Annotated in this window: 18 protein-coding genes and 1 tRNA gene; 15 read left to right on the top strand and 4 right to left on the bottom strand. The window is 45.5% G+C overall.

Going from position 1 to position 17,823, the window contains the following annotated elements; translation table 11 throughout:
- The first annotated feature begins 190 nt into the window (after nucleotides 1–190).
- A tRNA-Glu gene (locus RT717_RS06730) sits at nucleotides 191–262 on the top strand.
- Nucleotides 263–327: 65 nt separating this feature from the next.
- On the opposite strand, the gene RT717_RS06735 is transcribed toward RT717_RS06730, so the two are convergent.
- Together RT717_RS06735 and RT717_RS06740 are read right to left on the bottom strand one after the other, a co-directional pair.
- Nucleotides 328–1,173, bottom strand: coding sequence for a ThuA domain-containing protein (locus RT717_RS06735; RefSeq protein ID WP_317490974.1), 846 nt, complete (start codon nucleotides 1,171–1,173; stop codon nucleotides 328–330).
- A gap of 24 nt (nucleotides 1,174–1,197) precedes the next feature.
- Entirely contained in the window at nucleotides 1,198–4,581 is a 3,384-nt protein-coding gene (locus tag RT717_RS06740; protein WP_317490975.1) for a ThuA domain-containing protein, read from the bottom strand.
- 147 nt (nucleotides 4,582–4,728) lie between these two features.
- Between RT717_RS06740 and RT717_RS06745 the strand changes: the two genes are divergently transcribed.
- Nucleotides 4,729–5,505: an NUDIX hydrolase gene (locus RT717_RS06745; protein WP_317490976.1), complete on the top strand. Its 777-nt coding sequence runs from the start codon at nucleotides 4,729–4,731 to the stop codon at nucleotides 5,503–5,505.
- 130 nt (nucleotides 5,506–5,635) lie between these two features.
- On the opposite strand, the gene RT717_RS06750 is transcribed toward RT717_RS06745, so the two are convergent.
- Entirely contained in the window at nucleotides 5,636–6,307 is a 672-nt protein-coding gene (locus tag RT717_RS06750; RefSeq protein ID WP_317490977.1) for a succinate dehydrogenase cytochrome b subunit, read from the bottom strand.
- A gap of 315 nt (nucleotides 6,308–6,622) precedes the next feature.
- Here RT717_RS06750 and RT717_RS06755 point away from each other — a divergent pair, with 315 nt between their 5' ends.
- From RT717_RS06755 to RT717_RS06805, 11 genes are all read left to right on the top strand, one after another.
- Entirely contained in the window at nucleotides 6,623–9,832 is a 3,210-nt protein-coding gene (locus RT717_RS06755) for a sigma 54-interacting transcriptional regulator (protein WP_317490978.1), read from the top strand.
- A gap of 293 nt (nucleotides 9,833–10,125) precedes the next feature.
- Nucleotides 10,126–10,296 carry a hypothetical protein gene (locus RT717_RS06760; protein WP_317490979.1) on the top strand — a complete coding sequence of 57 codons (171 nt, stop codon included), beginning with the start codon at nucleotides 10,126–10,128 and terminating at the stop codon, nucleotides 10,294–10,296.
- 39 nt (nucleotides 10,297–10,335) lie between these two features.
- A complete protein-coding gene (locus RT717_RS06765) occupies nucleotides 10,336–10,674 on the top strand; it encodes a YciI family protein (RefSeq protein WP_317490980.1) in 339 nt (112 codons plus the stop codon).
- Between the two features lie 60 nt (nucleotides 10,675–10,734).
- Entirely contained in the window at nucleotides 10,735–11,073 is a 339-nt protein-coding gene (locus RT717_RS06770; protein ID WP_317490981.1) for a YciI family protein, read from the top strand.
- Nucleotides 11,074–11,117: 44 nt separating this feature from the next.
- Nucleotides 11,118–11,879, top strand: a complete 762-nt coding sequence (locus tag RT717_RS06775; protein ID WP_317490982.1) for an SDR family oxidoreductase — start codon at nucleotides 11,118–11,120, stop codon at nucleotides 11,877–11,879.
- 114 nt (nucleotides 11,880–11,993) lie between these two features.
- The gene (locus RT717_RS06780; RefSeq protein ID WP_317490983.1) at nucleotides 11,994–12,275 is read left to right on the top strand and encodes a hypothetical protein; all 282 of its coding nucleotides are present in this window, start codon (nucleotides 11,994–11,996) and stop codon (nucleotides 12,273–12,275) included.
- 117 nt (nucleotides 12,276–12,392) lie between these two features.
- A complete protein-coding gene (locus tag RT717_RS06785) occupies nucleotides 12,393–13,736 on the top strand; it encodes an NAD(P)/FAD-dependent oxidoreductase (RefSeq protein ID WP_317490984.1) in 1,344 nt (447 codons plus the stop codon).
- Nucleotides 13,737–13,828: 92 nt separating this feature from the next.
- Nucleotides 13,829–14,041 carry a hypothetical protein gene (locus tag RT717_RS06790; RefSeq protein WP_317490985.1) on the top strand — a complete coding sequence of 71 codons (213 nt, stop codon included), beginning with the start codon at nucleotides 13,829–13,831 and terminating at the stop codon, nucleotides 14,039–14,041.
- Between the two features lie 5 nt (nucleotides 14,042–14,046).
- Nucleotides 14,047–14,502 (top strand): carboxymuconolactone decarboxylase family protein, encoded by a 456-nt coding sequence (locus RT717_RS06795; protein ID WP_317490986.1) that lies wholly within the window; start codon nucleotides 14,047–14,049, stop codon nucleotides 14,500–14,502.
- Between the two features lie 26 nt (nucleotides 14,503–14,528).
- Nucleotides 14,529–14,882 (top strand): YciI family protein, encoded by a 354-nt coding sequence (locus RT717_RS06800; RefSeq protein WP_317490987.1) that lies wholly within the window; start codon nucleotides 14,529–14,531, stop codon nucleotides 14,880–14,882.
- 83 nt (nucleotides 14,883–14,965) lie between these two features.
- Nucleotides 14,966–16,201 (top strand): RNA polymerase sigma factor, encoded by a 1,236-nt coding sequence (locus tag RT717_RS06805; protein ID WP_317490988.1) that lies wholly within the window; start codon nucleotides 14,966–14,968, stop codon nucleotides 16,199–16,201.
- 45 nt (nucleotides 16,202–16,246) lie between these two features.
- Here RT717_RS06805 and RT717_RS06810 read toward each other — a convergent pair whose 3' ends face one another.
- On the bottom strand, nucleotides 16,247–16,588 hold the full coding sequence (locus RT717_RS06810) for a winged helix-turn-helix transcriptional regulator (RefSeq protein ID WP_317490989.1): 342 nt from the start codon (nucleotides 16,586–16,588) through the stop codon (nucleotides 16,247–16,249).
- Nucleotides 16,589–16,656: 68 nt separating this feature from the next.
- Here RT717_RS06810 and RT717_RS06815 point away from each other — a divergent pair, with 68 nt between their 5' ends.
- Together RT717_RS06815 and RT717_RS06820 are read left to right on the top strand one after the other, a co-directional pair.
- Nucleotides 16,657–17,541 (top strand): SDR family NAD(P)-dependent oxidoreductase, encoded by an 885-nt coding sequence (locus tag RT717_RS06815; RefSeq protein WP_317490990.1) that lies wholly within the window; start codon nucleotides 16,657–16,659, stop codon nucleotides 17,539–17,541.
- A complete protein-coding gene (locus tag RT717_RS06820) occupies nucleotides 17,528–17,722 on the top strand; it encodes a hypothetical protein (RefSeq protein WP_317490991.1) in 195 nt (64 codons plus the stop codon). Before RT717_RS06815 ends, RT717_RS06820 begins: the two co-directional genes overlap by 14 nt.
- Nucleotides 17,723–17,823: the final 101 nt, after the last annotated feature.

The raw sequence follows: 17,823 nt of genomic DNA on the forward strand, positions 1-17,823 counted from the left end.
AGTGCAAATCTAACACCCGTACCCACTAAAAACAAAGAAGTTGGCGGTTAAGGTTCAGTTGTTTTTGAAGGATTTTTAGAAAATTTTTCCGCAATGCTTTGCAATTAAAATGAGGCCATATATCTTTGCACCACAATTCAGGAAAGGGGTAGCGAATCAAGCTTAACTCTTCCTCAATTGTTCCCAAAATGGTCCGTTCGTCTAGGGGTTAGGACGCCAGGTTTTCATCCTGGTAACAGGGGTTCGATTCCCCTACGGACTACAAAAAGCCGCTAGAAAGCGGCTTTTTTCATTTGTGGCAGCTTGCGTCGCAATGGGTTCACAACATCATCTCTCAACAGCATTTGCCAGCATCTTCACAAACACCTCCTGCTGCCAGGCAGTGGCATCGTGACCCATGGAGGTATAGAAGGTTCGGCCATTGCCAATTTGTTTGTGCCATGCCACCGGGTGGTCTTTTCCCATGCCAAAGTCTTTGTCGGTCATCCAAAGCATGTTGCCGCTGGGAAGGATTTTGTCTCCATCAATGGTATAAAGAATACTGAAACCCTTCTTTCGTGGGTTGTCGAAAAACACATACCATTCATCGGTGTGGGTAAACTCGTGCGCCAGACCGGCAGCAAGCAGACTGTCGGCACCCGCTTCCAGCATCATGGTGGTTTCCTGCAACTGAGGGTTGAGCGGGTGGTGAGAGAAGGTAGCTCCCATCAGGTTGTCAGTATACCAATCCCAGTGATGCGAATTGTCGCCAGCACCATGGATGCCAATCAGACTGCCACCATTGTTGACGTAGTTTTCCAAATTTTGCTGCTGTTCATCGTTCAGCACACGGCCTGTGGAATTGTTGAAAATAACCACATCAAACTGGGCTAGCTGCTCACGATTAAATACACCGCCATCCTCTGTGTCGTAAAGAAACCAGTTGTTCTTAATGGCCAATTGAGCAAACACCTTTTTGCCAGCCTCTATCGATTCTCCGTGCCGGAAGCCGGAAGCCTTTGAAAAAAGCAGCACACTGGTTTGGTCTACCGGAATGGTGAGGTTTGGGGCTTCAGTTTCATACGACACAGGGAAACCATTCTTGATCTTGTACATGAACCCGGCCAATAGCCCTACCAGCACCACCACGATGCCTAGCAAAGACCAAAGAGCTATTTTTAAAAACTTTTTCATGGGAAAGAAATCAGGGTTTTTCTTTTATTTTTTGATAAACTCAATGGAGGCCAGACCGGCAAATATCTTTGTGGCATCAGCGCATTTGAAGGTGAAAACGAGCGTGTGTGGGCCGTCAACCGGGTCAATATCTACAACCATTTCCTTGAAGCCAAGATCAGTCAGGCCTGTTTCAAACGTTCCTGCTCCTATCTTTTGGCCATCAACGCCATCAATCATCACGTTCATTGAGCCGCCGGAGAAATAGGTGGGGGCAACCACCAGGTTCAGCTTCAGCTTACCCACTCCGGTCAGGTCGATGTTGTTGTATTGGAGCACACCATCGTCGCTGGGTAAAGTCATGGTCATGTCGTTTTCAATCCCGGGCATCATGCCTGCCGTTACATTGAACGTCATCACATTCTTTTTGCTGCTGAACTTGTCACCATTTATGATCGGGTAGGAGAGCGAAAGCACTTTGGTAGCAGTTAGCGGCTTCATGCCATTGGCGCCCCTGTCGGTATAGGAGGCAGTGAAAATATAAGTGCCTTCCTTTTCCGCCGGCTTATGCTTATTGAGGGCATAGGAGCCTTTGTAAGGGAGGCCTCCTTTCGCAGGTTTTCCGCTCAGCGACAGGATGTAGGCAATCATTTTCTCAGTGTCGGCGGTGCTTAGTTGTGGGTGAGGCGACATCATCAGGTCACCCCATACGCCGGCGCCACCTTTGATGACTTTTTCGGCCAGGGCTTTCACCGCACCTTCGTTGCCTGCGTACTTGTCTGCAATGGCTGTGAAGGTAGGGCCCACTGATTTTTCGGTAAGAGAATGGCATGCCTTGCAGTCGGAAGTTTCCATGAGCGCTTTACCTACGAGGAATGCCGATGCTTCCATATTGGCCTGATGCCCTTGCATAATTTCGGTTACATCGTAGCCCCTGGCCAGGTAATCGGCGGTGAAAGTAACAGCCGAGGGGTTGATGCCCTGGTTGATGGAGCCGTCTTCGGAATCCTGCACGGTCACTTCATAGTCAAAGGTTGAATTGCTCCAGTAAAATGACTGATTTCCTTTAAAGACAAGGTTTACTTCCGGCAGGTCGTTGCCAGCCAAAACGGTAGCTTCAGCGGTAGATACTTCGCCAGAGGGATCCGTTACCGTCAAGCTTACATTGTATTCACCGGGCGTTTTATACTCGTACACAGGGTTTTTCTCTGTTGATGAACCACCATCACCAAAGACCCAGGCGTAGGAAAGTGCGTCTCCATCGAAATCTTTGGAGGCCTCTCCACTGAATTGGACGGCAAAAGGTGTTTTCCCTATCATTTTATTCGCTTCAATGACCGCAAGTGGCACCCTGTTGCCTGATGAGTAAGTGATGTGGATCAACCTGGCATCCATATTTTGCGTGAACCAGTTGGTGCCGTATTCAAGGGCATAGAAATCACCCGTGGGACTAATCACCAGGTCGACCATGTTGTTGAACAACATATTGGGCAGAAAACGCTCCATTCTCACAAAGTCTCCATTGTCATCCAGCGTTACCGCCATTACCCAGCCACGCATCCAGTCGTAGGTGAAAAGCTTTTTGTCGTAGTACTCAGGGAGCCGCTGGTCTGATTCGGGGTAGCGGTCTTTGTAAAAGACGGGGCCTGCCATGGCATTTCTGCCGCCTTCACCCACCAAAGGGTACTCGGTGGATTCAGCATAGGGATAGTAGTATAATGGAGGATTAGCAGGCGGTAAATCCTTCGCTCCGGTATTGTTGGGAGAGGTATTGACGGGCTTTTTTGGGTCAAACAGCGGGCCGGTCTTGTTGTTGGTGTAGTCGTAGTGATTATAGGGGAAGTTGTTGCCTATAAAATAAGGCCACCCAAAATTACCTGCCTTTTTGGCCTGATTGAGTTCGTCATAACCCCGGGAGCCAAATCCAGCGCTGTCTTTAGCGGCATCGGGCCCCACGTCACCCCAGTAGAGGTAGCCATTTTTAGGGTCAATTGATATTCTGAATGGGTTTCGCAGTCCCATTACATAAATTTCAGGCCTGCCCTTTGTTGGATCGGTGAAAAGATTGCCTTCGGGAATTGAGTAAGTTCCATCATCTTCAGGCTTGATGCGTAGTATTTTTCCACGCAGATCGTTGGTGTTGGCCGACGACTTCTGTGCGTCCCATGGTGACCGGCCTTCGCCTTCGTCAATTGGGCCATAGCCGGTGGCACGAGGGCTGGTGTTGTCTCCAAGCGACACATAAAGCAACCTGTCAGGGCCAAATTCTACAGAGCCGGCCGAGTGGCAACATTCCTGCCGCTGCGTGGGCACGGTCAGTAGCACCTTTTCGGACGCATAGAGCAAAGAGTCACCTTCAAAAGTGAAGCGGGAAAGGTGCTGCTTCGGTTCGTCACCCACCGGAGAGTAGAACAGGTAGATCCAGTGGTTGCTGGCGTAGTCAGGATCAATGGCAAATCCCAGTAGGCCGTCTTCCAGCTCACTGTGTACCGGAAAAGTGGTGACAAGCTTCACACTGTCCGCCCCTTTCTTGAAGAGCTTAATCGCACCTTTCCTTTCTATAAATAGGATGTCTTCATTAGGGAAAATATCGAGTTCCATTGGCTCATTCAGATTGAAAGCAAGTACATTTTTCTGGAACCGGTTCTCTTCCGGAGCCACCCTCGAATTGTTATAGTCAACGGGTGTTCCGGGCCCCGCAGCATATTGGATGCCGCCCCACAGCATTGTCAGGAAGTCCTGATCTTTCCATGCTTCATTCGTGTGTCCCAGGCCTGTGTACCACGACCTGCCTCCGTCAAAATCACGGTACCAGGTAATGGGGTGGTTTTCTCCGTTGGTGCCGCCTTCATAAGACAGCTCATCGAGATTGAGCAATACGTTGATGTCAGCTTTGATCTCTTTATAGTTGTACCACTCGTCGGTGCGAGGCCAGCTTTCGGGCAGGTGTTGTGTAGAAAAGTGGGTTTTGTCCACCACCCGCACCGTGGCATCTCTTACATTCGGATCGGAGGGGTGGCCGTTGAAATAAGCACCCACCAGTTCGCCGTACCAGGGCCAGTCATATTCTGTGTCGGCGGCAGCATGGACGCCTACAAACCCGCCACCTGCCTGAATCCAGCGGTTCATTTCCAGCTGCTGGGCGTCGTTGAGCACATCGCCAGTGGTGTGCAGAAACACGATTACGTTGTAATTCTGAAGGTTGGCTTCGTTGAAGTCATCACTGTTCTCTGTAGTGTCAACGGAAAAGCCATGCTGTTTTGCCAGCTCAAGTATGGCTGTTTTTCCCGCAGGTATGGATTCGTGGCGAAACTCCGCCGTCTTAGAGAAAACCAGCACCTTGATATCACGTGTGTCCCGGGTAAAGTAAAAGTAAGCGGCAGTGACAAGCACTGCCAATGTCAGCAGGATGATGTAGCGTTTTTTCATAATGAAAACTAAATAATTTAAACCAACAGGAGTGAAGGACCGGTTGGCTTTTTTGTTACATTTGTTAAAATCTAATAAATAAAGGTAACTGCTTTATTATTAACATTTATTAAATTTTAATAAATAAATTTTGCTCTGTTAGAAACTATGAACGGCTTGCAGGAAATAAGGCATTTTTTGGAGAAGGGGTATCGGGAATACCGGGCTAACGTCTCGGTGGATTGCACAATTTTTGGTTACCACGAAGGCAAGCTCCAGGTGCTGCTGCTTAAAAACAAGCTGTTGTCACAATGGAGTCTGCCCGGCGGCTATGTGAAGCATACGGAAAACCTGGATGAAGCGGCTGCAAGGGTAACAGCAGAAAGAACAGGCATCGAAAACCTTTTTCTGAAGCAGTTCAAGGTGTTCGGAGACCCTGATAGAAATAGGATGGACGGTTTCGACCCTGAGATGCTTTATGAAATGACGGGCGTCAGGGTAACTGAAGACAGCTGGCTGGCAGGGCAGGCTGTCACTATTGGATTTTATGCCATTACCGACATCGTGCATGCCCAGCCCAAAGCAGATATATTTTCAAGTGAAAGCCAGTGGTTTTCTATCGACGAGTTGCCCCGCATGGCTTTCGACCACAATGAGATTGTGCGGGAGGCGCTCTTCAACATGCGGATCCATCTGTATCATTTCCCTATTGGAAAAAACCTTTTGCCTCAGAAATTCACCCTGAAAGAGATCAGGCTTTTTTATGAGGTGATGTCTGGCAAAACCCTCAATGCGTCCAACTTCCCTAACAAACTTATTTCTATAGGCCTGATCAAAAAGACCGATGAGAAGCTAAAGATCGGCGCCCACCGCTCACCCACGTTTTACACTTTCAACGACGAGGTGTACGAAAAGGCACTGGAGGAAGGTGTGGTGTTGGTTTAGGTAGCAGAATAGTATTTTTCTCGCTTTCGTACGTGGAGAGGCGGAACACGCAATGATCAACGATTACTCACAGCGCTCTTCATTACCGGAGGAGGGAATTATTTACCATCAGCCTTTATTTTTTACAATCCTATCCAATAAGATGGAAGTAAACTGATATTGGCATAGCGGCAAAGATCACCGAAACAATAACAGAAAATGTAAAACCGCTTAAGTGGATCAATTTATTGTATTTGATATGATTGATTCCCAGCGACTGGAAGGCGCTATTAAAGCCGTGCAATAAATGCCAAAACAGTGAAATGCAACCGAAGAGATAGATAAGTACTTCCCACGGGTTCTGGAATGTGTCCATTATCATTTGATAAAGGTTTAATTCTTCTCCAAACCGAAATTGATTTGTTCTGTTTGGTATCCAAAAGTTGGAAGTGTGAATGACGAGAAACAGGAGAATTAATGTGCCAAACAAGGTCATGCTTCGACTGTACCATTTACTTCCTTTTTCTGGGCTTGAGTAGCCATACCGGACTGGTCTTGAGTTACGATTCTGCTTCCATAATAGGAGGCCCTGAAGTATGTGTATGAGAAAACCGGCTACCAACACTATTTCAATCGTCCGGATAACGGGGTTGGTGCCCATAAAGTGAGCCCAGTGAGAAAAGACAACTCCGCCATCGTCGACAAAAATCAAAGCATTGATGGCGCAGTGAACGACCAAAAAGCTAATCAGAAATAGTCCGGTAAGGGCCATGACTACCTTTTTGCCGACTGAGCTGGTCAAAAGTAAGGTGATCCATTTCATGGGAAAAAGCCTTTAAAGTGTTGATAGTGAGCAAATTTAAATGCCAAATCTCAATAGTCAATGAAATAAAAATTATATCAAAAACTATGTCCAGATCTCGTTTTTGGATTGTTATAGGTAGCGATTTTAAGCGCTTATCGAGATGATAAACGATCAGTTACTACGATTTATGGCGAGTTTCGGCCGCATTCTTCCTAGTAAAAAAACGAGTAGCCAGAGGTTGATGACGGTAGCATGCCAATCCGGATGGTTTATTCCAAAATTCGCTGTAATTTCATTACGTCAGGAAGCTCGCTGATCCCAAGTTGTCATAAAATGGAACCATCGAAAACATTGAAAGGCCAAAAAATTACGAAACTGTCTCCAGCGGATCAGCCTGGCAATGAGAAAGTGCCCGGCACACAGGGAGCCTCTTTTGAAAGAGAAAGAAAAATCCTGCTCGATATCGGCAACGATCTTACCAAAGTTCGGGAGAAGAATGATTTAATTACTTTGTTTTCCTCCGGGATAAAGGGGCTTTTCCATTTTACCCACACGATTGTCACACTGGTTGAGCCTGAGCGTGGAACCTACACGCCCTTTCTTCTTAATAGTGAAGTCTCTCCCATCAGAGACCATCCAACCTATCCGTCTTTAATAGTTGACCATTTCCCACTTGACGAGCCATTCATAAAGGCTGTCATGGCATCTGAGGGACCTATTTCCTTTTTAATGGAAGATATTATGGATGTTCCGGGGAGTCCTGTTTTTTTGAAGATCAACTATGAAAGAGGCATTCGGGAAATTTTAATGACCCCGCTTAGAAGCAAAGGCCAGGTTATTGGCTTTCTTCATTTATACTCTGACGACACAGTTAGTTTCACCGGGGAGTTCAAAAGAATAATAGAGGGAGTAGCACCGCAGATTTCAGCAGCTGTTTCTAATATCATCAAAAACGAGGAAATCAAACGCAGCGACCTTGTCAATCAGGTGCTTCTCACATTAAGTAACGATATCGTTTCGGTGAGGAACAGAAAGGATTTGTTGCAAGTGATCAATGTAGGTCTTAAGCAACTTATCGACTTTAGCCACAGCATGATGACGGTTTTGGACAAGTCGGGGGAGACCTATATGGCTTTCTTAACAGACCCTGAATCGAAACCAAAAGCATTTGCTAAATACATTGAGGCGATTTCTAAACCTTATCCGGTGGAGGATGGTATCTATGATGAAGCGATGCGTGCAGGAAAACCAGTGGTGCTGAGTCTGAAGCAAATTGACATGGACTCCGCACCATTGTGGCTTAAGTTAAACTACACAGCCGGAGCCAGGGAAATGTTGATTAAGGCCCTTCCCGGCGAAGATGCACAACGCCACAGCTTGATCTTATTTTCAGACAAGTTGAACGGTTTCGACGATACGTCAGTCAGCATCGTCGAGCGTGTCTCAAGCCAGTTATCAACAGCGGCATCCAACATCCTTGCCAACGAGGAAATAATCAATAAGGAAAGCGAGAAGTCGTTCTTGCTGGATTTTAGTCATGCAATAGCGGCTGTTAGGAGCAAAGACGACCTTGTAGTGGCGGTGCGTCAGGCGCTCAGCAAGGTGAGCGCAATTAAGGGATACGCTGTAAGGGCTATTAATAATGATATGAGTACCACGAGTACGTATATCCATGATGGGGGCTCAGCTTTGGAAAATGACCCAGATTTGATAGCCATAAAAGCATCGAAATTTCCAATTGAAGACGGCATGCAGAACAGAGTACTTGATAGCCCCATCCCACTTTTTTTTAATGTAAATTCGGAAATAGCCAAAGGAAGGAAAATCAAATACCTCGACTTCTGGAAAAAAATGGGCTTTCAGCAAATGGTGGGAATCACCTTGCAAACGGGCTCGAAAAAGATTGGGATTTTTTGGCTTGCCATAGAAGATATCAACATTGCCCTGCTGCAGGGCATTGCTGCTCAGATTTCTATCGCCATGGCTAACATATTTGCCAACGACGAGATTCTCCTCAAAAGTACGGAGCAATCATTTCTGCTTGGCTTTAGTAGCGACATTGCAAGTGTCAGAACCAAGTCGGAACTCGAGGTAGCCATTCACAGTGTACTTAAAAACATGTTGAACACCAGATTGGCCATGATTAGGCTGATCGATGAGGATGGCATTCACCTTTCACCCTTCATGTATGATAAAAGTATTTTCGCCAACGTAATAAAGGAGTTTGAGGAGCTGGCTGACAACAGAATAACACTCGAAGAGGAGTTTACCGCCAGAGTGCTTTCAAGCCAGGATCCTGTAGTGTTCAATGTTGAAAAGGAGTTGGCTGAAAGGCCCGATCAGCCATATGTTTTGCATTGGAAAAAGGTTGGTTACAAAAACACCTATGGCGCTCCCCTAAGAGTCGGCAACAAGGATTTGGGCACACTATGGTTGTTGGGAGATGATATAAGCCAACGCCTGCTCAAGGGTATTTGCGCTCAGGTATCCATTGCCATCGACAATATTCTATCCCACAAAGAATTGCTGGGGTATAAGCAAATGCTTGAGGTCGAAAATGATCAGCTGAAAGAACAGATAAAGACCATTTATAATTTTTCTGAAATCATTGGTCAGGGAGAAGCGATGCAAAAGGTTTATCACCTGATGTCTCTGGTCGCAGAGTCTAACTCAACAGTATTGTTGCTGGGTGAAACGGGCACGGGGAAGGAGCTAATTGCCAGGGCCATCCACAATGCCTCACCTAGAAAGGATAAATTGATGATTAAAATCAATTGTGCCGCCTTACCCGCCAATTTGATAGAAAGTGAGCTTTTTGGGCATGAAAAGGGGGCGTTTACTGGTGCCACTGAACGGAGGGCTGGAAAATTTGAACTCGCCCACAACAGTACTCTGTTCCTGGATGAGATTGGAGAGATGCCGCTGGAGCTTCAGGTGAAGTTGCTGCGGGCCATACAGGAGCGTGAAATAGAAATAGTGGGTGGCGCAACAACAATCAAAGTAGATGTTCGGATTATTGCCGCCACTAACCGTGACCTGGCCGAGGAGGTGAAGGCAGGCAACTTTAGGTCGGACCTTTACTACCGATTGAATGTGTTTCCAATCAGCCTCCCTCCATTGAGAGATCGTTTGGATGACATCGAACCCCTAACAAATTACTTTGTGGCTCGATTTAGTAAAAACACGGGCAAGAAAATCAGATCGGTAGCCCCCAGGGTGATGCAGGCGCTAAGAAGCTATTCCTGGCCTGGCAATGTTAGAGAGCTTGAACACTTGATAGAACGCAGCATCCTCCTGGCCAGCGAAGAGGTGTTGAAAGAAGTCCATATTCCCCAAACTTCGCCCGATGCCAAAATTGAATTAGGCGCCTACTCTGACAAGACTCTGGAAGAAGTAGAACGGGATTACATTATTGGAGTTATGAAACGCTGCAGCGGAAAAATATCAGGGAGTGGGGGAGCTGCGGAAATCTTAGCCATGCCTGCCACCACATTGCATTCTAAGTTTAAAAAACTGGGAATCAACAAGCGAGATTATTTATAAGCCAGGCATGCCAGAACAGGATGACCTCATTATGCCTCACTTCGTTCCGTTCTCTTCTCCTTTTATCTAATACCTCATCCGCTCTTCTGATTTAGAAGAAACTTGCTCCATCATTTGGTGACAACCAAACTGACGATATATCGCCAGTAGTTCCGTCAATTGACGAAATAGAGTGAGTTTTCATTTACTTTCTTGTTCGTAATTATAAGATAATCAGATAATTACGTCATTGGCATGCCCCTTGTCAACTGGACTGGTACGTTACCAAGTTTCAAAACAAAAATTAAATGAATATGAAAGATCTAGCTACCTCCAGCAATTATGAACTGAACTCGGCCGATAGGACTGGTCAAGACCAGGTACCTACTGTTATTACCTCTGTGTACCAAGACGAGACTTATGAAGGGAGTGAATTTATTGATGATTCGATAAGGATGTCAGACCATCTCTCAGTTTGGAATTGAGGACAGTGCTAAAGCGTGACATAGATCAGATATAAAAAGATGAAAGAGTTTGTACTAATATTTCGATTGGACTGTAAGGCAATTGAAAAGCATACCGCACCTGACGAAATACAGTCTCACCTCAACCACTGGCAGGACTGGTTTCGAAGCCTCGCTGCCGACGATAGACTGGCCAGACCTGTGCAGCATTGGGAGCCAAAAGGCAAGGTGGTACAAGCGGGAAACCATGTTGTTACCGGGCCATATTCAGCAGCAAATGAACCGATTGTCGGCCTGATAATTATCAAGGCTAGCGATTACCAGGAAGCTTTATGCGTTGCATCGACTTGCCCAGTGCTTGAGTTTGGCGGAAGTATTGAAATAAGAATGGCCACATGAGTGCCAGGGTCAAGAGAAGAAATCTTCACAATTATTAATAGCAATCTAAAAACAAAAATCATGAACGAATTCCTTTTACTTTTTCGCAGAGATTACCAAACAAGTGATGTTCAACCCACACCAGAGCAGTTGCAGGAGCACATTAAGCATTGGCAAAAATGGTATGGTGAATTGGCCAGCAAAGAAGTACTCGCCAAGCCTGTACAACGTCTCGACTTAAAGGGACAACTGCTAAGTGCAACGGGCAAAGCTGCGGAAGGCCCCTATGTCAAAGATGCCGAGTCAATTGGGGGCTATCTGATTATAAAAGCCGATACCTACCAAGATGCTGTAAAAATAGCGCAGGACTGCCCAATTTTTGAGTTGGGCGGAAATGTAGAGGTACGACAAGGCAACTAACCCTTCAAGAACAAATTTTTCTAAACCACTAAATATTAATTGATATGAAAATTTTAGTAATAGGCGGTACCGGATTGATTGGATCAAAGCTGGTAAGCAAGCTTCGCCAACTTGGGCACGAAGTGATTGTCGGATCGCCGGACACAGGAGTCAATACAATCACAGGTGAGGGTTTGAAAGAGGCAGTGGCAGGAGTAGAGGTCGTTGTGGATGTCGCAAACTCTCCATCATTTGAGGACAAGGCGGTACTGGAGTTTTTCGAAACATCAGGCCGAAACTTACTAGCGGCTGAAAAGGCAGCTGGAGTAAAGCACCACGTAGCTTTGTCGGTAGTTGGAACCAGCAGGCTTTCCGAAAGCGGTTATTTCAGAGGCAAAATAGCTCAAGAGAAACTGATTAAGGAATCTGGCATGCCATATACAATTGTCCACTCTACTCAGTTTTTTGAGTTTCTTGGCGGCATAACCAATGCTGGTACTCAAGGCAACCAAGTTCACTTATCGCCGGCTTATGTGCAGCCCATTGCATCCGACGACGTAGCAGCAGCCATGGCCGATGCCACATTGGGAGAGCCGGTCAATGGGATCACCGAAATTGCCGGGCCGGATCAAATACGCCTTTCTGAGCTGGTCGACAAGTACCTGAGCGCCACTAACGACAGCCGAACCGTTGTGTCTGATCCTAAGGCTTTGTACTTCGGTGCCAAATTAACAGACATGATGCTCATGCCCGGAAAAAACGCACGACTTGGTGCTATCAACTTTGAAAAGTGGATGGCCACACAGCAAAAGCCTGTTGTTCATTAATTGTGTGACTCCAAAATCAGTAGCCTCCGCTTTGACAATACCTGCAATAAGTAAAAATGCCGTGAGCAGGGCGGAGGCTTTTTTAAAACGCCTAAGGGCAAAACCAAAACTACTATGAACTTTCAAGGATCAAAGGACTTAGGTCCGGCTAAAAAACAATATCAGAAGACGCTGACCTACCTTCTGGAGGTACAGAGAAACTTCCCCGGTGTTTATCAAAAACTGGCTGAAGTGCCACAATTTGAGTATGAAGTGGAGATATATCGACACAATAAAAGAGAAGGCAGAAAATACCTGCTGACACTGAAATCTCTGGCGAAAGAGTATGGTTTGAAAGCTCAGATTGAGGAAAATGGCCTTGAATTTAAGAGGCAACTTCATCCCTCCATTGGCTAGTAGAAAAGTCAGTGACTTACCCGGGAATTTCGCCAGAATGCCGACTCGTTTATACGAAAGACATGCCTAAAAGGTGCTCCGAAAAAAGTAATACAATATGGCCACAGGCTAAATAAAATGGAATTAAAAACAAATAGCAAAAAACAAGTTGTAGTGATTGGTGGGGGGTTTGCCGGACTGAACTTTATTACACGACTGGAGAAAAGTCCAGACTTTCATATCACTTTGGTAGACAAAAATAATTACAACTATTTCACTCCACTTCTGTATCAGGTAGCCACCGGATTTCTTGAACCGGCAAGCATAAGCTATCCATTCAGGAAACTATTCAAAGGTTATGAAATTTCGTTTCGGCTGGGGGAAGTAGAAACGGTGGATCCGGCGCTAAACAAAGTGTACTTAACAGGGGGTCAAGAACTGAGCTACGATGTATTAGTTTTTGCTGCCGGAGCCCAACCTAATTTTTTCGGCAACGAAAGTGTGATGAAGAATGCCATTACTCTAAATGGAATAGGTGAGGCTCTTTTTATGCGTAACCAGTTGATAAAAGTGTTGGAACTAGCTGCATCTGAAAAAGATCCGATTGAAAAAAGAAAGCTGCTCACTCTGGTGATAGCTGGCGGAGGGCCCACAGGAGTAGAAGTTGCCGGGATGCTTGCCGAGATGAAATCATCGTTGCTGTTGCAGGAGTACTCAGAAATAAAGGATGAGTCGATTGAAATTTATCTGGTTGACGGGGCAGATTCCTTATTGGCTCCAATGAGCACCAAAACCCACAAGGAAGCACTCCGGATACTTGAAGGTATTGGAGTCAATGTAAAGCTCAACACTCTTGTAACACAATTTGAAAACGGGAGAGTTCAGCTATCAAATGGCCAAACTATTGCCGCAGGCACTTTGATTTGGGCGGCGGGCGTAGTTGCCAATACATTCGAGGGGATAACAAAATCAAGCCTTGGGCATGGCAACAGAATGGTTACCGATTCATTTAATAGGGTTAAAGGATATCACAATATTTATGCTATTGGCGACATCAGCATTCAACATGGTGATCTAAATTATCCAGACGGTCATCCACAACTAGCACAGCCAGCTATTCAGCAGGGAAAGAGGCTTGCAAGTAATCTGGTGCTGATGGCGAAGGGCAAACCTATGGCCCCATTTGACTATTTTGATCGTGGGGAGATGGCCATTATCGGTCGTAAGTTTGCTCTTGTAGATCTTTTCAAGCACAAGGTTCATATCGGAGGCATACTCGGCTTACTGAGTTGGCTTTTTATACACCTGCTATCCCTGGTCAACTATAATAACATAATCAAAACTATGTATGGCTGGGGAATGGCATATCTAACCCGTGACCAACCTTTAAGAATGATTATTAAGCCAGAAAAGCGAGGGGAAAGCATAAACGTCACCGATAATTTGCTCAAGAGCCGACAGACGTATCTGGTGGAGAATTAAATCTACCATATTACTGAATTCTGCTGAACCTGAGCTTCTGTTGGGCTCTGTCGACACCATTGTATCACAGATAGAAATCAAAAGAAATAAACATGATGAATTACTCACACTCAACGGATTATTCTCAGCCTTCAGAAGAAGGATACAGCAGCTACGAAAAAGAAATAAAGCAGCAAGATGACCAGGCTGCAAACGGCTTAAAATCCTCTGAGAACTCTTTCATAAAAAGCCAGAAAGAAAGTGACTCAATTTTGTCCAGATTCGAAACTCCGCTTGTCATTAAGCCAAACAATAAAAAACATTAAACATCATGGAACAAAGAGTTGATTTATTCAAGAAAGGCATGAATGGCATGAAGCCCATTTTTGCTATGGGAGCTTACCTTAAAAGCTCAACTATCGAAAAAGGTCTTTTGGAGCTGATCGATTACCGTATTTCGCAAATTAACGGGTGTGCCTATTGCCTCGACATGCACGCCAAAGATGCCCGTGCCCATGGAGAGACAGAGCAGCGCCTTTATGCTGTAAGCGCCTGGAGAGAGACTCCATTCTACACCGATAGGGAACGAGCAGCACTGGCCTGGGCCGAAGCTGTTAATAGCAACCAGGTGCCGAAGGAGGTTTTTGCAAGAGTGAAAGAGATTTTTTCGGATGAAGAGTTGATAGACTTAACTTTAGCCGTGAGCAATATCAGCACATGGAATCGACTGAACCTCGCATTTCATCCTATGGAGCCAGGTTCTTACACGGTTGGTCAGTTTGGCTAAGTCACTAACTTTAAAGGAAAAACAGAATGGACGAGTTTGTATTGATCTTCCGACGAGACTTCACCTCTAAAGAGGCGCAGCCGGCACCTGATGAAATGCAAATCCACCTCAGCAAATGGCAGAGTTGGTTTGCAAATCTTACAGCACAAAACAAACTTTCTCGTCCCCTGCAACGGTGGGACAGGGAAGGCAAAATTGTCAAGAGAAACAGCCAGGTCATTAGCGGCCCATACGCTGAAATTAAAGAATTGATTGGGGGAATGATCTTTGTGAATGCCGCTAATTATGATGATGCGGCAACCATTGCATCTGAATGTCCGATCCTTGATTTGGGCGGTAACGTGGAAATTCGTAAAGCTGCTTCTTCCGGAGATCAATAGTAAGCTAAAAAGGGCAAGAGGCCCGTCAGGTCTTCTTGCCTTTACCTTATTTTGACCCTGATGTTTCGCATCTAAAGTCTGTTATGGAGCACAAAGAGCTTTTACCACATCTATTTCGTACGGAGTATCAGAAGCTTGTGTCCGTCCTTTGCAGTTTGTTTGGTATTCAGCATGTGGAAACTGCAGAGGATATTGTTAGCGACACTTTTCTCTCGGCCACCGAAAACTGGAGTCATCACGGGTTGCCAAACAATCCCACGGCCTGGCTTTATACAGTTGCAAAAAACAAGACTAAAAATCATCTCAAGCGACATACCCTTTTCCAACAAAAACTGTCACCCGAGCTGCAAAGAGAAGGCGCCACAGGTCATGAAATTGAGGTAGATCTTTCGGTTAAAAATATTTCAGACAGTCAGCTCGCAATGATCTTTGCTGTGTGTGATCCCGTAAATCCCAGCGAGGCGCAAATCGCTCTGGCACTCAACCTGCTCTGCGGTTTTGGTGCTCAGGAAATCGCCGATGCTTTTCTCACTAACAAAGAGGTGATTTATAAGCGGATTAACAGAGCCAAGGACAAACTGAGAGAGACCAACGTCAGGATAGCCCAACCATCAACCAAAGAAATTGGCAGCAGGCTTGATACTGTATTAACTACACTCTACCTGCTGTTTTCAGAGGGCTATTACTCTGTGTCTCAAAATACTACGCTTCGCAAAGAGTTTTGCATAGAAGCCATGCGGCTGACTTACCTGCTGATTCAAAATGCTACCACTAACAACCCTAAAGTAAATGCGCTTATGTCGCTGATGTGCTTTCATGCCTCACGCTTTGATGCAAGAATCAATGACAAGGGCGAGGCAATTCTGTACCATGAACAAAACGAATCGCTTTGGAACCAGGAACTTATTCAGCGGGGTAAATATTTTCTGAACAACTCAGCTGCCGGCACCAACCTATCGAAGTATCACCTTGAAGCAGGGATAGCTTATTGGCATACGCAAAAGGAGGACACGACGGAAAAATGGCAGAGTATTCTTGAGCTCTACGATAGCCTGCTTGCGCTTGAGCACTCACCAGTGGCGGCATTGAACAGGGCATACGTCGTATCAAAAACCAGTGGAAAAGAGGCAGCAATAACTGAGGCAGAAAAGTTGAAACTCGTCAATGATCATTTTTATTTCTCACTACTGGGCAACCTCTATACCGAGTTGGACAACGGAAGGGCAATACAGTATTACGAGAAGGCCATTTCACTTACGAACTCAGTGGCTGAGCAAACAATGATCAGGAAAAAAATAGAGGACATCGGCCTGCTTTAAAACGTTGACCATGGTTGAGGTGAAAGTTTCGTCAGCATATTGCAATTAACTCTCTGTAACTTTCTTTCTGTGGTTCACTCCCCATTTTATCATTTCGTCAACCAGCGGTTTCAAACTTTTGCAGTAAGGAGACACTGTGTATTCTACAACTACTGGAGAGGTATCATATACGGTTCTTCTCACTAGCTTGTTTTGCTCAAGGTCTTTCAGTTCTTTGGAAAGTACTCTTGTGGTAATAGGAGGGACACTTCGTTGTATATCTCTAAAACGTTCACTCCCCTGACTTATGGCGATTAATATAGGAAGCTTCCACTTGCCGCTAACGACGAATAGCGTATCCTGCACATATTTTATTTTCTCATCTGTTGCCAGGTCTTCAATATCCATAGTTGATATCCTTTAGGTTACTGGTATTAAAAGTATATCAAATAAGACATAGTTTTGCCTAAAAAGAAATGAAAGAACGAATTGCTCTAATTACAGGAGCCACCAGTGGCATTGGTAAGGCTGCGGCCATGTCTCTTGCAAAACAGGGATTTGTAGTCATAATACACGGACGGAGTGAAGAAAAGACTCAACGAGTCGGGGATGAGATACGAATGGCGACCGGAAATAACAAAATAGACACAGTTGTTGCAAACCTATTTCTTTTGGGAGAAGTGCGAAAAATGGCGGCAACCTTGAAGCAAAAGTACGACCGCCTTGACGTGTTGATCAATAACGCAGGAGGTGTCATGAATAAAAAAAGAGAGACTACCGTTGAGGGATTGGAAACCACGTTGGCTGTCAACCTACTTGCCCCCTTTCTGCTGACCGGCCTATTACTGGATTTATTAAAAAAGAGCCCTGACGGTCGTGTAATTAATGTGTCTTCTAACTCACATAAGCTCAATGCCAAACCAAATTTCGGTGATTTGCAATTAGAAAACGGATATGACCCACTCAGGGCCTATGGAAATGCAAAACTATTTCTTATTTGGGTAACTCAGCGTTTAGCAGGCATGCTGAAGAAGTACGGCATAAGTAATGTCACAGTCAACACATTGCACCCTGGAGCTGTAGCAACAAATTTCGGAGTAGATAGTAACTTAGGAGGCTTTCTAAATTTAGCCAGCAAACTGGCAAGGCCTTTTTTCAAAACAACTGAACAAGGTGCGGACACCCTGGTTTTTCTGGCCTCTTCTAATGAAGTGAAAGGTATTTCCGGCCGATACTTCGTCAACAGAAGGCAGGCAACAGTTGCTGACAAATACTTCACCACAGAAAATGAAAATTTGATTTGGGCCTATTGCGAGAAACAAACCGGAATATCTGTAAGTGATCTAATTGTCGGCAGTTAAACAGTGCCCTGAGATTTGGCAGTGGGACAGAGGCCGACACAATATCCCCGGGCCAGGCAATAAACCCGATCAAAAAGACCGGCGAAAACTGAACATCGGTGAATATCCCTCCCCCACCTTCTACACCTTCAACGACGAGGTGTATGAAAAGGCATTGGAGGAAGGGGTAGCGCTGGTGTAGGTAAGAAAAACTTTTATGCTCTGACGCTGAGCAGAGGCAACTGAGGGCAAGGGGTTGACCTTGGTGCGTTCAATTTCCGTTGACTAAGCAGCACATTTTTT

The sequence above is a fragment of the Imperialibacter roseus genome (assembly GCF_032999765.1).
GTDB lineage: Bacteria > Bacteroidota > Bacteroidia > Cytophagales > Cyclobacteriaceae > Imperialibacter > Imperialibacter roseus.